At 29.5% G+C, this 15,461-nt stretch carries 15 protein-coding genes; 4 read left to right on the plus strand and 11 right to left on the minus strand.

Annotated features, from left to right (window positions below):
• Positions 1-2: 2 nt before the first annotated feature.
• From CAMP5053_RS00875 to CAMP5053_RS00910, 8 genes are all read right to left on the minus strand, one after another.
• Positions 3-1,166, minus strand: a complete 1,164-nt coding sequence (locus tag CAMP5053_RS00875; RefSeq protein WP_087699297.1) for a metal-dependent hydrolase — start codon at positions 1,164-1,166, stop codon at positions 3-5.
• Complete coding sequence (locus CAMP5053_RS00880) at positions 1,163-2,065, minus strand: NAD(P)H-dependent glycerol-3-phosphate dehydrogenase (RefSeq protein WP_214100287.1); 903 nt, start codon at positions 2,063-2,065, stop codon at positions 1,163-1,165. Before CAMP5053_RS00880 ends, CAMP5053_RS00875 begins: the two co-directional genes overlap by 4 nt.
• 2 nt (positions 2,066-2,067) lie before the next feature.
• Complete coding sequence (gene gatB, locus CAMP5053_RS00885; protein ID WP_087699293.1) at positions 2,068-3,486, minus strand: Asp-tRNA(Asn)/Glu-tRNA(Gln) amidotransferase subunit GatB; 1,419 nt, start codon at positions 3,484-3,486, stop codon at positions 2,068-2,070.
• 124 nt (positions 3,487-3,610) lie between these two features.
• Positions 3,611-4,291 (minus strand): F0F1 ATP synthase subunit A, encoded by a 681-nt coding sequence (locus tag CAMP5053_RS00890; RefSeq protein WP_039668715.1) that lies wholly within the window; start codon positions 4,289-4,291, stop codon positions 3,611-3,613.
• 62 nt (positions 4,292-4,353) lie between these two features.
• A complete protein-coding gene (locus CAMP5053_RS00895) occupies positions 4,354-5,862 on the minus strand; it encodes a phytoene desaturase family protein (RefSeq protein WP_337217091.1) in 1,509 nt (502 codons plus the stop codon).
• Positions 5,853-7,193 (minus strand): DNA repair protein RadA, encoded by a 1,341-nt coding sequence (gene radA / locus CAMP5053_RS00900; protein ID WP_258108000.1) that lies wholly within the window; start codon positions 7,191-7,193, stop codon positions 5,853-5,855. The genes CAMP5053_RS00895 and radA overlap by 10 nt, the downstream gene beginning before the upstream one ends.
• 3 nt (positions 7,194-7,196) lie before the next feature.
• Positions 7,197-8,063, minus strand: coding sequence for a signal recognition particle-docking protein FtsY (gene ftsY, locus CAMP5053_RS00905; protein ID WP_261545191.1), 867 nt, complete (start codon positions 8,061-8,063; stop codon positions 7,197-7,199).
• Positions 8,063-8,608 (minus strand): TlpA family protein disulfide reductase, encoded by a 546-nt coding sequence (locus CAMP5053_RS00910; protein ID WP_337217092.1) that lies wholly within the window; start codon positions 8,606-8,608, stop codon positions 8,063-8,065. Before CAMP5053_RS00910 ends, ftsY begins: the two co-directional genes overlap by 1 nt.
• 67 nt (positions 8,609-8,675) lie before the next feature.
• On the opposite strand from CAMP5053_RS00910, the gene CAMP5053_RS00915 reads away from it, so the two are divergent.
• Genes CAMP5053_RS00915 through CAMP5053_RS00930 form a run of 4 tightly spaced genes read left to right on the plus strand, consistent with a single transcriptional unit; the run spans position 8,676 to position 12,607 of the window.
• Complete coding sequence (locus CAMP5053_RS00915) at positions 8,676-9,305, plus strand: 5-formyltetrahydrofolate cyclo-ligase (RefSeq protein ID WP_337217093.1); 630 nt, start codon at positions 8,676-8,678, stop codon at positions 9,303-9,305.
• Entirely contained in the window at positions 9,229-10,782 is a 1,554-nt protein-coding gene (rny, locus tag CAMP5053_RS00920) for a ribonuclease Y (RefSeq protein ID WP_263667240.1), read from the plus strand. Before CAMP5053_RS00915 ends, rny begins: the two co-directional genes overlap by 77 nt.
• Positions 10,783-10,790: 8 nt before the next feature.
• On the plus strand, positions 10,791-11,354 hold the full coding sequence (locus tag CAMP5053_RS00925; protein ID WP_261545193.1) for a DedA family protein: 564 nt from the start codon (positions 10,791-10,793) through the stop codon (positions 11,352-11,354).
• Positions 11,351-12,607, plus strand: a complete 1,257-nt coding sequence (locus tag CAMP5053_RS00930; RefSeq protein WP_337217094.1) for a ComEC/Rec2 family competence protein — start codon at positions 11,351-11,353, stop codon at positions 12,605-12,607. The genes CAMP5053_RS00925 and CAMP5053_RS00930 overlap by 4 nt, the downstream gene beginning before the upstream one ends.
• Here CAMP5053_RS00930 and CAMP5053_RS00935 read toward each other — a convergent pair.
• From CAMP5053_RS00935 to CAMP5053_RS00945, 3 genes are read right to left on the minus strand one after another with little or no spacing between them, the layout of a single operon-like run.
• Positions 12,554-13,366 carry a YihY/virulence factor BrkB family protein gene (locus tag CAMP5053_RS00935; protein WP_087685400.1) on the minus strand — a complete coding sequence of 271 codons (813 nt, stop codon included), beginning with the start codon at positions 13,364-13,366 and terminating at the stop codon, positions 12,554-12,556. The genes CAMP5053_RS00930 and CAMP5053_RS00935 overlap by 54 nt on opposite strands.
• Complete coding sequence (locus tag CAMP5053_RS00940) at positions 13,366-14,748, minus strand: FAD-linked oxidase C-terminal domain-containing protein (RefSeq protein ID WP_337217095.1); 1,383 nt, start codon at positions 14,746-14,748, stop codon at positions 13,366-13,368. The genes CAMP5053_RS00935 and CAMP5053_RS00940 overlap by 1 nt, the downstream gene beginning before the upstream one ends.
• Positions 14,748-15,458: a plasminogen-binding N-terminal domain-containing protein gene (locus tag CAMP5053_RS00945; RefSeq protein ID WP_337217124.1), complete on the minus strand. Its 711-nt coding sequence runs from the start codon at positions 15,456-15,458 to the stop codon at positions 14,748-14,750. The genes CAMP5053_RS00940 and CAMP5053_RS00945 overlap by 1 nt, the downstream gene beginning before the upstream one ends.
• Positions 15,459-15,461: the final 3 nt, after the last annotated feature.

A 15,461-nucleotide genomic window follows, 5' to 3' on the forward strand; every position in this document is an offset into this window, starting at 1 on the left:
GCTTAAAGGCTAAAAACTTTTCCTGCTATAAAGCTTTTTTCTACCTTACCTTGTAAGATATCATTTACATATAAACCTTCTCCATTAAAAGAAAGATTTTCATCAAATACAACTAAATCAGCATCAAAACCAAGTTCTATTTTACCTTTGTTTAACCCTAAAAATTGCGCTTGATTATAACTTGTAAAATCACATAATTCTTTCCAAGTTAAAATACCTTCTTTTACTAAATATGTAAAACATAAACTCATATACATAGCTATGGCATTAACTCCAAAATCTGCTTCATCAAAAGCTAAATCTTTTTTAGTGCTAGGAGTATGTAAAGAGCTTAAGAAAGTAATTTTTTTATCTTGAAGTAATTTTTTAAGACTTATTAATTCATTTTTTGCTCTCAGTGGAGGTAAAATTTTTGCTTGAGTATTGAAATTTTCACATGCACTTTCATCTTTGATTAAATGATGGATTGAAATTTCACTATATTGATCATGCAATAATTCAAATGATCTTGCAATTGCTAAAGAACTAAAACAAGCTTTGTTTTTATAAAATTCCATTAGTTCTTTCATTTTTGCTACTTCACTAGTTTCAGCTATATTACTAATTCCTATAAGACCTAATTCAAAGCTTATTTGTCCATCATTCATCACTCCATGATCATCAAAACTCTCATCAAAACACTTTAAAAACACCGGAGTTGATTTCATATTAGCATATTGCATACATTGTCTTAAATAATTTGCACCCAAAGTACTTGAAAGCTCTAAGCCTTTTGCACCCATATCAATCAAGGTAGCAATATTTTTTAATTTTTTTGTTTTATCTAATACATTAATAATAGGTAAAACATTAATATCTAAAGATTTTAATTTATCAAAATAAAGTGCATAGCCTTGAGTATTAGCTTCTAAACTATCTTTTAAAACAATAGTTCCCACCCCACCTTTTAAGCATGCTTTTTCTAGATCATATAATCTATCTATACTAAATTCATTATCAAGCAAACTAACATTTAAATCAATAAATGAAGGAAGTAAAGTCTTACCTTCTATATCAACAATATGCTCATCATCATTTAAATCATTAGCAATTTGAGTGATTTTTCCATCTTCTATTTTAAGATCAAGCTTTTGCTCACCATAAATTTTTGCATTTTTGATAATCATGATATTTCCTCCTTTGATGACATCAAATCTTTCAAAGATTCCCAAGCATTTTTACCCTCTAACATTAAGACTACTTCATTAACAATTGGGGTATAAATTTGAAATTGTTTTGATAAAGAATGTATAGCATAAGCAGTTTGCACTCCTTCGGCTACCTCACCAAGTTCCATCAAAATATCTTTTATATTTTTACCACTAGCTAGACTCAAACCTACTCTATAATTTCTTGATAGATTGCTTGAAGCTGTTAAAAATAAATCTCCAGCCCCACTAAGTCCTAAAAAAGTTTCTTCTTTAGCGTTAAAAAATTGTCCAAAGCGGTGCATTTCCACCAAGCCTCTTGAAACCAAAGAAGCTCTTGCATTATTACCTAAATTTAAACCATCGCAAACCCCGCTTGCAATTGCTAAAACATTCTTATATGCACCACAAATTTCAGCGCCTTTAACATCAGAACTTGTATAGGTTTTAATATAATTTGGAAAAAAACTTGCAAATTGATTACAAAGCTCTTGATTTTTACCACTAACAACCAAAGCACAAGGTTTTTTTTCTAAAACTTCACTTGCAAAAGAAGGACCACTTAAAAAACAAAGTCTATCACTACTTATAAACTCACTAAAAACCTCATCCATAAATTTTAAACTTTTATAATCAATACCTTTAGAAGCTACAAGAATTTTTTGATTTAAATCTTTAAAATTATTTGCAAGCCACTCATGTATTCCTTGAGCGTATAAAGCAAAAACTAAATATTCATATTCTAAAGCTTCTTTGGTGCTAACAAAATAAGAAAGATCTTTTTCATGAAAAGAAGTTATCACGCATTCATTTTTAACACTCAATGCATCATATAAAGCACTTCCCCATTTTCCTGCACCAACAACTGCTATTTTCATATTTAACCAAGTTTTGCTTTTAAAATTTCATTTACCTTAGCAGGATTAAATGCACCTTTACCTGCTTTCATTGCTTGACCAACAAAGAAACCAAAAAGTTTATCTTTACCACTTTTATATTCAGTTACTTTATCTTCATTATTTGCTAAAATTTCATCAATAATCTTTTCAATAGCACTATCATCACTTACTTGTTTTAAACCAAGTTTTTCAATAGCATCATCAATTTCAACTTCTGTGTTTTCAAACACATAAGCTAAAATATCCTTACCTGCTTTAGCGCTAATAACACCTTCTTCTATGCGTTTGATTAAAATAGCTAATTTTTCTTGTTTTATAGGTGAGTTTTCTATGGTCAATTCGCCTTTTAAAAGTCCCATTAACTCAGTCGTAAGCCAAGTAACACAAAGTTTTGGATTTAATTTTTGATTAATTAGATACTCAAAATATCTACAAAGCTCTAATGAAGAAACAATCACTTCACTATCACTTTCTTTAATACCTAATTCACTAACAAATCTAGCTTTTTTCTCATCAGGAAGTTCAGGTATATCTTGATTTAGCATTTCATCATTTAAAATCACAGGTAAAAGATCAGGATCAGGGAAATATCTATATTCAGCAGAATCTTCTTTACCTCTCATACTTCTAGTAACTAAATTAACCGTATCAAACAATCTTGTTTCTTGCACAACTTCTTGATCGTATTTTCCATCTTCCCAAGCTTCACTTTGGCGTTTTACTTCATACTCAATCGCCTTTTGGATAAAACGAAATGAATTTAAGTTTTTAATCTCCACTCTAGTATAAAGCTTATCATCACCCTTTGGACGAATACTAACATTAGCATCACATCTAAAACTACCTTCTTGCATATTTGCATCTGAAATATCTAAAAATCTTATAATAGAATGTAACTTTTTCAAATAAGCCACTGCCTCATCAGAACTTCTAAGTTCAGGCTCACTAACGATTTCAAGCAAAGGCGTACCTGCTCTATTTAAATCTACTTTTGAGAAATTACTCTCATGTATATTTTTTCCTGCATCTTCTTCTAAATGAGCTCTGGTGATACCTATGCGTTTATTTTCTCCATTTACATTAATAAATAACTCACCATTTTCTACTATAGGAATATCAAATTGTGAAATTTGATAAGCTTTTGGCAAATCAGGATAAAAATAATTTTTTCTATTAAAAATACTTTTTTTATTTATAGTTGCATTAACTGCTTTTCCAAATGCTATGGCTTTTTTTACCGCTTCTTGATTTAATACAGGTAAAGCACCTGGTAAAGCTAAACATGTTGGGCATACATTAGTATTTGATTTTTCTCCAAAAGAAGTCGCACATGAGCAAAAGATTTTTGTTTTTGTATTTAATTGCGCATGAACTTCAAGTCCTATAACAACTTCAAACATTAAAATTTTCCTTAGAATTTTTTGTTTATTCTAGCGTTTTTTATTTCAAAAAGAGTTTAAAAAAGAATAAAAGAAGTATATTAAAAAAGAAAAAAGCAAAAAATAATTTTTTGCTTTTTAAAAATTAATGATGCTCATCAACTACAGTTGCACCTGCTAAATAAACATAAGTTAAAATCATAAAAATAAAAGATTGTAAAAATGCCATAAAAGTTAAAAGCATATAAGCAGGCAGTGGTGCAACCCAAGGCACAAGAGCTAAAATAACTGCTAAGAATAAATCATCTCCTTTAATATTACCAAATAAACGGAAAGATAAAGAAATAACTCTTGAAAAATGAGAAACCACTTCTATAGGAAACATTAAAGGCGCTAGAATTTTCACAGGCCCCATGAAATGTGCAAAATACTTAAAAAATCCTTGAGTTCTAATGCCTTCAAAATGATAATACACAAATACTATAATAGCCAAAGAAGCACTAAAATTTAAACTAGCACTTGGAGCTTCAAAACCAGGGATAATTCCTATAATATTACTAAAAAATACCATAAAACCTATAGTTGCAACTAAAGGTAAATATTTTCTAGCAGCTTCATCACTACCCATAGTATCTCTACCCATACTTAAAATGCCTTCCATGTAAGCTTCGGCTAAATTCTGACTACCTCTTGGGACAATTTGCATAGATCTTGTAGCAAGTTTTGCTAAAATCAAAGAAATCACAACTACTATACCCAAATGAAAAAAGTATGCAAAAGTGTGACTAGAATCTATAAAAGAACTAAATAAAAATAAATCCTTCATTAAAAATCCTTAGCAGAATAAATATTTCAAAGCTAATATTATAGAAAAAAATTGCTTATATTTTAATGAAAATTCATTTTATTAGCACAAAAATATCCACCCAAAATCGCGCCTGTAAAGCCACCACCAGGAAATATAAAAGCATTAGCAAAATACAAATTTTCTATACTTTTACTTTTATAATGTAACCTATATTTAACTCCTTCTTGATCTTGAGAAAATCCATAAATTGCACCTTCATAAGCTTTAGTGTATCTTTGTATAGTTTTTGGGGTAGCTAATTCTTGATGGATTAAGTGTGAACTTAAATTCGGAAAAATCTCATCTAGTCTTTGCACTATAGCTTTTAACACTTCTTCTTTTTTAGTTTTATAATCTTGCTTATTTAAATCCCATTCACTATAATTTGAACTAAAAGCTACAACACCTATATACTTATCACTAGCTAAGCCACTATCAACCTTAGAATAATTCACAAAAGCCATAGGTCTTTTTTTGATATCTAGTTTTAAAATATTAGTATTTTCATATGAACTATTTAAAAAATCATCTTCAAATATAAAATTACAATAATCCATATTTTTATAAATTTTAGAAATATCTTTATCATAAATAAAATAAGCACTTACCAAAGAACAAGCGCGCTTTTTAGACTCTATTGCTTTGATTTCTTGGGTTAAATTTAAATCTTTAAGCAAGTCTTTATATACGATTAAAGGATCACAATTTGCGATGATATTTTGCGCATGGATGGTGTGTTTTTGATTATTTTGAATGTATTCTACTCCATAAGCTTTTTGATCTTTTGTGAGTATTTTAACAACTTCAGCCTTAGCTAAAACCTGCCCTTGATTTTCTTTGATAACCTCAGCCAAGACATCACTTAAAGCTTGCGAGCCACCTTTAATATACACCCCACCATCATAATAATGCTTTTGTGCAATAGCATGAAAACTAAAAATAAATTCTTTACTATCATGATGATAATAACTCATATTTGCATTTAAAATCTTTTTTAGCTTATCATTTTTAATATAAGCATTTAAAACATCATAAACTTTTTTATTAAACAATCTATTTTTAATAAATATCCAAGCAGTGTCAAAAGGAAACAACAATAACTCACTTAATTTTAAATCCCAAGGAAATCTTCGAATAGCATAAGCTTGCGTTTTTATAGCTTTAAAATATTTATCTATACCTTTACTTTCTTGTGGAAATTCTTTTTTCAAAACTTCTTTTACTTTTTCTATACCATGAGGTAAAGTTAGATTATAATTTTTACTTTTAATACTCCATGCATTTGGTAAAGGTAAAATTTGAATTTTATTCTTTATACCAAGCTTATCAAAAACCAAATGCTTCATATCAGTTTTTGCTTCACCTAGGTCCATCTCATGAAGTCCCGCATCAATCAAAGCGCCTTTTCTTTTAAAACAAGTAGCGCAACCACCGATTAAAGAATGCTGTTCTAAAACTAAAACTTTTTTACCATTTCTAGCTAAAAAAGCACCCGCACTTAAGCCTCCAAGACCTGAACCTATAATGATTACATCAAATTTTACATCCATTCTAAAACCTCACGTAATTCTTTGGCTACAAAACATTTTAAGCCAAGTTCTTCCATAGGTTTTACAGGCACTATGGCATTTTTAAATTTTTGCATTTTAGCTTCTTTTAAACGCACATCAAGTGAAAATACTTCTTTGATCTCACCATTTAAACTAAGTTCGCCCACAAAAACACTATCTTTACTTAAAGGGCGATTTTTAAAACTTGAAATAATCGCCGCAACCACCGCTAAATCTGCTGCAGTTTCGCTAATTTTCACTCCACCACTTACATTAATAAAAACATCATAATGACCCAAAGGAATTTCAAGCTTTCTCTCAAGTAAAGCTATAAGCATATCTAAGCGATTTTTTTCATAGCCTGTTGCACTGCGTTTTGGATAAGCACTCTCGCAAACTAAGGCTTGAATTTCTAGTACTAAAGCTCTACTTCCTTCCATCACTACACTTAAAGCACTACCACTTACTGCCTTACCACGCGTAAAAAATCTATTAGCTATGTCTTTAGCGCTAATTAAACCCTTAGAAGTCATTTCAAAAATACCAACTTCAGAAATATTTCCAAAACGATTTTTAAAACCTCTTAAAATTCTTATTTCTTTATTAGCATCACCTTCAAAATAAAGCACTACATCTACCATATGCTCTAAAATTCTAGGTCCAGCTATAGCTCCATCTTTAGTAATATGCCCTATGATAAAAGTGCTAATATTATTGGCCTTAGAATAGCGCATTAACTCAAAGGTAATTTCTCTAACTTGAGTGATACTACCTGCTGCTGAAGTAATTTTATTAGAATATAAAGTTTGTATAGAATCAATAATTAAAATTTCATAATCTTTTTTAGAAAGCTCGCTTAAAATATCTTCCAAGCAAAGCTCAGTAAGTAAAAATAAATTCTCGCAATTTGCATTTAAACGATCTGCACGCAGTTTGATTTGAGATTTGCTTTCCTCGCCACTTACATAAAGTACTTTTTTACCACTTTTAGCTAAATTGGAAGCAATTTTTAATAAAAGTGTGGATTTTCCAACCCCAGGTGAACCCCCAATTAACACCAAAGAACCTACAACAAGCCCACCACCTAAAACCAAATCAAGCTCATTATCATCAGTACTAATACGTGTGAAATTTTCTGCTATAACATCATTGATACATACTGCAGAACTTGGAGTGTTTGAGAGCGAATTTAACTCTTTTAAAACCTTAATTTGTTCTTGCTTTAACTCAACAAAACTATCCCAAGAACCACATTCAGGACATTTTCCTAGCCATTTACTTTGTTGGTTTCCACAAGCTTGGCATTCAAATAAAATATGTTTTTTAGCCATAAATTATGCAAAAATCTCTTCAACTAAAGTTTTAACATATTCACTAGGGTTAAACTCATGAATTTGTCCTAGCTGCTCCCCTACTCCTACATATAAAATAGGAAGCTCAAGTTCTCTTGCTATACTAAATAAAGCCCCGCCTTTAGCCGTTCCATCAAGTTTTGTAATAATCACTCCATCAAGTTTTACTAAATCATTAAAAGCTTTTGCTTGCAAAATTCCTGCTACGCCTTGAGTGCCATCAAGCACAAGGATTTTTCTATGAGGAGCTCCCTGCATAGCTTTATCGCTTATGCGAACGATTTTTTCAAGTTCATTAGCAAGATTTTTTTGATTTTGCAAGCGTCCTGCTGTATCTAAAATAACCCTATCATAGTTTTTTGCCAAAGCTTTAGAAATAGCATCATAAGCAACCGCTGAAGGATCGTGTCCTTGTGAAGTAGCTATGATATCTATATTTAATTTTTGTGCCCATAATTTTAATTGCTCTATGGCTCCTGCTCTAAAAGTATCACAAGCTCCAAGTATAATTTTTTCACCATTTTCTTTATGCAAATGCGCCATTTTAGCAATGCTTGTAGTCTTACCTACCCCATTTACACCTAAAATCAAATCCACAAAAGGCTTGACATTGGCAAGTTCTGGTTTATCATAAATAAAATAAGTCCCCATAACACGCTCTAAATCAGTCTTTTTAACCTCATCATTTGGAGGAAGATAATAAATAATCTCTTCGACTATTTCATACGCCACATCAGCCTCTAAAAGCATTTCTTCAAGCAAATCTTTGGTAATGATTTTATTTGAAGCTTTAACTAAATGAATACTTTCTAAGGTTTTTTTCAAACCATTTTTTAAAAATCCAAACATTACATTATCGCTTTTTGTATATCTATATCTAACATTTCTTCAGGGATTATCCCTAAATACTCTTTAAACTTTTCGCCTTTTGCATTAAACAACACCATTGTTGGAATAGAATTGACATTTAAAATTTTAGAAAAAACAAAATTATTATCCCCTATAGCCGCTGGAAATTTCATTTTTTCATCTTCTATAAAAGTTAATATTTCTTGCTCTTTATTCTCTTCTAAAAAAAGCGCTATTACTTCAAATTTATCTTGATATTTTTTATTTAGATTGTTTAAATGTGGAATTTGAGCCTTACAAGGTGCACACCAAGTTGTAAAAAAAACAAACAACTTAGCTTTAGCTGTATCATCAAAATTAAATACTTGCTCATGATATTTCACATACATTTTCCTACCATCTAAAAATTTCAAAGTAAAATCAGTGTTTTCACTTTGAGTCAAACTTGCATTGTTTGTATTTTCAGTGCTGGAATTTTCTTTATCACTCGAACATGAAGTGAAAAATATCGCGATAAAAATTACTAAAAAAAATTTAAATTTCAATTCTTATCCTTATGATTTTTTAAGCTTAAAAGTATAACATAAAAAGTTAAAAACTTTAAGGAAAGCCTTGATAAAAAACAATTTTAGAATAAAACAAAAATCCAAAATGCATTTAAAATTAAAATATCAATATAAAAGAGATTTTTTAGTTTTTCAAGAAATAAAGAAAATTCTAAATTTATACAAAAATTGCAAAAATATCCTCATATATATCCCTTTAAAATATGAAATCAATCTTTATAAATTCAGACATTTTCTAACAAAAAAATATCAAATTTTTGTTCCATTTATGCAAGATAAAAGTTTAAAGGTAGTAAAATTAAGGTTAGCTCTTGAAAAAAAGAGCTTTGGGGTATATGAACCAAAAGATTCTTTTTTACAAACTCATATTGATGTTGCAATTATCCCTGTAATAGGTGTAGACGCAAAATTAGGAAGAATCGGTCATGGTCAAGGTTTTTATGATAGGTTTTTTGAAAGTATTTCTTATAAAAAACCTTTGGTTATTTTTACACAAATGATAGATGCAAAATCTCATCAAATTTTTAGCCAAGATCATGATATAAAAGGAAATTTTTATATAAACCCTTATAAAAAATATTTTAGGAAAGTCAAAAACAATGATAGAAATACTAGTTGCATTAATAGCCGTTTTTATAGGCGGAGGGATTGGGTATATAGTCGCCAAAAAGATTAATGATGCAAATTTCAATATCTTTTTAGAGCAAGCAAAAGCAAAAGCAAAAGCTATTGAATATGAAGCCGAGCTAACACTTAAAGATGCTAAAAATTCAGTCGCTGAAGCTGAATTTGCAGCAAAGAAAAAATTTGATGAAAAAATTCAAAAACTACAAAAAGAGCATTCTATTAAGCTTGAAGAACTCAACAAAAAAGAACAAAACCTTCATTATCAAGAAAAGCTTCATGAAGAAAACAAAAACAAGTTAATAAAAGAGCAGCAAACCATAAAAGCTTTACATGAGGAAAATGAAAATTTAAAACAAAACTATGAAACAAAACTAAATGAAGTATTAAAAATCCTTGAACATTCAGCTGGTCTTACACAAGAAGAAGCAAAAAATATAGTTTTACAAAAAGTAGAAGAAAACTCAAGAGCTGAAATTGCTCATATTGTTAGAAAATACGAAGAAGAAGCTAGAAACGAAGCCAAAAGAAAGGCTAATTTTATCTTGGCACAAGCTACTTCAAGATTTGCGGGAGAATTTGCTGCTGAAAGATTAATTAATGTAGTAAATATCAAAAACGATGAATTAAAAGGACGCATTATAGGCAAAGAAGGAAGAAATGTTAAAACCTTAGAAATGGTTTTGGGTGTTGATATTATCATCGATGACACACCTGGAGCGATCATAGTAAGTTGTTTTAATCTTTATAGACGCGCCATTGCTACAAAGGTAATTGAACTTTTAGTTGAAGATGGCAGAATACAACCTGCAAAAATAGAAGAAATTCATGAAAAAGTTTGTAAAGAATTTGAAGATAATATCCTAGAAGAAGGTCAAACTATAGTAATGGATTTAGGACTTAATAATATCCATCCTGAAATTGTTAAATTAATAGGAAAATTAAGATATAGAGCAAGTTATGGTCAAAATGCTCTAGCGCATTCTTTAGAAGTGGCACATTTAGCTGGAATCATAGCAGCTGAGTGTGGTGGGGATGAAAAATTAGCAAGAAGAGCTGGGATTTTACACGATATAGGCAAGGCTTTAACACATGAATTTGAAGGCTCTCATGTGGATTTAGGAGCTGAGCTTTGCAAAAGATACAAAGAACATCCTGTTGTAATTAATGCAATTTATGCTCATCATGGGCATGAAGAAGCTATTAGCATAGAATCAGCTGCAGTTTGTACAGCAGATACACTAAGCGCTGCACGTCCTGGCGCAAGACGTGAGGTTTTAGAAGCCTTCTTAAAAAGAGTGAGTGAGCTTGAAGATATAGCAAAGAGTAAAGAAGGGGTTAAAAAAGCTTATGCTATTAATGCTGGCAGGGAAATTAGAGTTATTGTTAATGCAAAATTAGTCAATGATGATGAATCTGTGCTTTTAGCTAAAGAAATAGCTGAAGAAATTCAAGAAAAAGTACAATACCCTGGTGAAATAAAAGTCAACGTTATCAGAGAGCTTAGAGCTATTGATTTTGCAAGATAAGGTTTTTCATGCAAGAAATGATAGATAATCTAAGCACTTATGGCTATTTGATTTTATTTTTTTATTCTTTTGGTGGAGGTATGGTTGCTATACTTGCTGCAGGAGTGCTTTGTGCAAGTTCTACTAAACTTGATTTGCATTTGTGTATATTTTTAGCCTTTTTAGCTAATACCATAGGCTCAACCTTATTATTTATCTTGGGAAAATACTACAAAAAAGACATAATGCCTTATTTTAAAAATCATAGAAGAAAAATTGCTCTTGCTATGATGAAAATCAAAAAATACGGCGACTTGCTTTTAGTGGTGCAAAAATTTATCTATGGAGTAAAAACTATCATTCCTATAGCAGCAGGTCTTTGTAAATTTAGCTTTGTAAGATTTTTTATCATCAATACCTTAGCTAGTCTGATTTGGGCTGTTGTTTTAGGCTATGCTGGTTTTATTTTTGGAAATACTCTAAAAGAGGCTTTTGAAGTATTTACCAACTATCCTTATATAGCTCCTGCTTTTATAATCACTTTAATTTTTGTTATATGGTTATATTTATCACGCTTTTCTAAGAAAAAATGAGTTTAAAATTCTCTATAAAAGAAACTTATAGAGAATTTTTTATTTTATTATTATGTTTTTTAGCAATTTTTAGTTTAAATTTCATCTATGAGTATAAAAAATATCAAAATTTTAAACTTACTAAGCATTTACTACTTAAAGACAACATCGTTTTATCTTCTTATGAAAAAACTAATAAAAAAGGTAAAAAATATCAAGTTTTAAAACTTAAAAATTCTGATTTTATTTTTTATACTACTAGTTATAAAGATCTAAATTTAAGTAAAAACGATATAATAAATCTTAGAATAATTACTAAAAATATTAACTTTAAAGATTATCTTAGTAAAAGTTTTTATGTGCCAAGTTATGATTTTAACAAAACCAAAACACAAAAAGAAAATACCTTAATAAGGTATTTTTTAAATCAACATCAAAATGAAAAAATCAAAGAATTTTACGGGGCTTTATTTTTTGCAAAAAATGTATCAAGTGAACTTAGAAATGATGTAAATTTTTATAATATCGCGCATTTAATCGCTATTAGCGGGTATCATTTGGGCTTGTTATTTAGCTTTTGCTTTTTGATTTTTGCTCCTTTATACGCTTTTTTTCATAAACGATATTTTCCTTATAGAAGTTTAAAACTTGATATTAGTATTTTTGCTTTCTTGCTTTTAATTTTGTATATATTTTTAATAGATTTTAGTCCTTCTTACACAAGAGCTTTACTAATGAGCATTTTTGCTTTTTATTTATTTAGTAAAAATATTAAAATACTCAGTTTTAAATTTTTATTTTTAAGTATAGCATTTTGTATTAGCATTTTTCCAAAACTTCTTTTTAGCGTTGGGTTTTTATTTTCTATTTTGGGAGTTTTTTATATTTATTTGTATCTTCACCATTTTAAAGATCAATTTTCAAATTTTACTCATATTTTTTTGCTAAATATCTGGACTTTTTTAGCAATGATTATCCCTGTATTATACTTTTTTCCTCTACTTAGTTTTCAGCAATTTTTAGCCATACCTTTAAGCTTAACCTTTGTGATATTTTATCCTTTGGTTTTAATCTTGCATATTTTTTCTTATGGAAATTTATTAGATTTATATTTAATGCATTTTTTTGAGTTTAAAATGCATGCGATTAACCTATCAATACCTTTTGTGTTTTATTTTATTTATTTAATTTTATCTTTAATCGCTATATTTAATAAATACTTAGCTCTTTTTGTAGTTTCTCTTGGGTTTATTCCCTTTATTTTCTTGATTTAAAAGCAAATAAGCCTTTAATCCCAAAAGATAAATAATCCAAGAAATATAAATCCACAAAAAGAAAAATAATATTACAGAAAAAGAACCATATACATTTAAATAAGTTTTATTATATACAGCATAATATACAAAAATCATCTTAGAAATATACCAAATCACAGAAGCACCAAAAGAACTAATAAGTAAAGTTTTTAAATCGCCTTTTTTGCTTACTGAACTTGAATAAGATACAAAAAACAAAGCCCATATAATCACATAAGGTAAAATCTCAAAAAAATTTAAAGCAATATTAAAATCATCTAAGGTTTTTTGTATAAAACCTGAAATATAAAAACTCACTCCAAGCCCAAGTGGAGTTAAGGTTGCTAAAGTCCAATAAGAACTTATACTGTGCCAAAGACTTTTAGAATCTTCTTCTAAGAGCTTATTGATCACATAATCATAACCTGAAAAAAAAGCCAAAGAAGTCAAAGCCATAGCTAAAAGCCCTATAAGTCCTAAATTTACGCTGTTTTTTAAAAATGTATTGATGTATTGTATGATTAATTCTTGTTGAGTTGGGATTAAAAAAGTAAAAATTAAATTTTTAATTCTTTCTTGATACATTTCAAAACTTGGAATTTGGGTAAAAACCCAAAAACACAAAAACAAAAGTGGTATTAAAGATAAGATAGTATAAAAGCTCAAAGCCGCAGCATAATTTAAAATTTCTTTATCTCTTAAAGCTAAAAGAATTTTAAATAAGTTTTTAAAGCTCATCAAAGTCCCATTTTGAAAGGATTGAGTATATTATTTGGATCAAATGCTTTTTTGATATTTCTCATTAAGTCCATTTCAGCTTCACTAAAAGCAAGCTTCATAAAAGGAGCTTTTGAAATGCCTATGCCATGCTCTCCACTTAAAGTCCCACCTAAAGAGACTGTAAGCTTAAACACCTCTTCCACAGCTTCATAACCTTTTTTAACTAATTCAGGATTATTTTTATCACTTACCATTACATTAGTATGCACATTGCCATCACCAGTATGACCAAAACAAGGAATTTTAAAACCATATTTTTTAGAAATTTCAGCTATGCCTTTTAAAAGCTCAGGTAGTTTTGAACGTGGCACTGTAATATCTTCATTAAGCTTTAAATTTCCATACATTGCTATGCTTTGAGAGCAATTTCTTCTAGCAAACCAAATATTAGCTACTTCTTGTTCATCTTTTGCTATTTTAAACTCTCTTACACCAGATTCATAAAAACTTTCTTGCAAGATTTTTAAATCTGCTTCAATAGCTTCTTCTACATTACCATCTACATCAGCGATTAAAATCGCACCCGCATCCATAGGTAAGCCTTTTTGGAATTTTTGCTCTAATGCTTGTATGCTTAATTGATCTAAAAATTCCATAGATACAGGAGTTACACCTTTAGCTAAAGTTTTATAAACTGCATTCATTGCTTCATCAATGCTGTTAAAAATCCCCATTGCTGTTTTTTTAAACTTTGGCAAAGCTACTAGTTTTAAAGTAATCTCACTAAGCACAGCCAAAGATCCTTCACTTGCTATTAAAATTCCAGCTAGATTATAACCTGCTACATCTTTTATGGTTTTTTTACCTGCTCTAATGATTTCTCCATTAGGCAAAACCGCTCTTAAAGCCATTACATAATCTTTAGTTATACCATACTTAGCAGCCCTCATACCCCCTGCATTTTCGCTTACATTTCCTCCTAAAGAAGAATACTCCATGCTAGCAGGATCAGGCGGATAAAATAAACCATATTCTTTTACTTTTTCTTGTAAAGCCATATTTATCACACCAGGTTGTACCACTGCAACTAAATTTTCAAGATCAATTTCTAAAATTTTATTCATATGCTTTTCAAAGCTTAACACCACTCCACCATTAACAGCCAAGCTTCCACCGGTAAATCCACTACCTGAACCCCTAGGAATGACGATGATTTTATTTTCATTGCAATATTTTAAAATTTGACTAATATCATTTTCATCTCTTGGAAAAAGTACTCCATCGGGTAAATAATGCTTTTTAGTAGCATCATAACTATACGCTCTTTTATGAATAGGATCAAAATGTGCATTTTCAACCCCTAAAAGATCTTGAAAGAATTTTTGATGAATTTCTTGCATTATTTTTCTCTAGTTAAGCTAATTAATTTTTCATAATATACATAATAATTTCCAATTGCTTCATCATTTAAGCTAAAAATATCACTTTTATAACCTGTAATTCTTGAATAAAATGGAATTTGCAAACTTTGAGCTTGCGGTATAGCGAATTCTTCAATCTTACCAAAGTCTTGACAATCAACTATCTCAGCTTTATTTTCTAAAGCTACTACTAAAAGCCCCACAGCATTTTTTGAACAAAAAGATCTAAAATCTGATCTTCTTGGAGTTTGGCGGTATTCTTGTATCATATGAGCACCAAATAAATCAGGGTGTAAAAAATAAATTCCATTTAATTTTTGCGCTATAAAATCATACACACTTTTATCAGGAGCTATAATCAAAGCTCTATCGTATAAATAATTTAAAACTATTTTATCGCCTACTTGTGGCAATACATTTGGTAAAGGCATAGCATCTTGAGCTAGCATATCAAAAACTTTAAATTGTAATTTAACTAAGCCATTTTCACGCCCTATCACACTAGCTCTTGCAATGATAGATTTTTGCGTATCAATTTCATGTACAACTATACCACTTGAGTACAATAAAATTCTAGGATCATCTTTTATATAACCATAGACATCATCTACTTTTTCAAGTTTTGTTTGTATCAAATCAAAATTTTTAGCTTGTAAAAATGCTAAAAAACAGCAAAGCGTTAAGATAATTCT

It is taken from the genome of Campylobacter sp. S4:11 (genome assembly GCF_024723695.1).
GTDB classification, from domain to species: domain Bacteria; phylum Campylobacterota; class Campylobacteria; order Campylobacterales; family Campylobacteraceae; genus Campylobacter_D; species Campylobacter_D jejuni_C.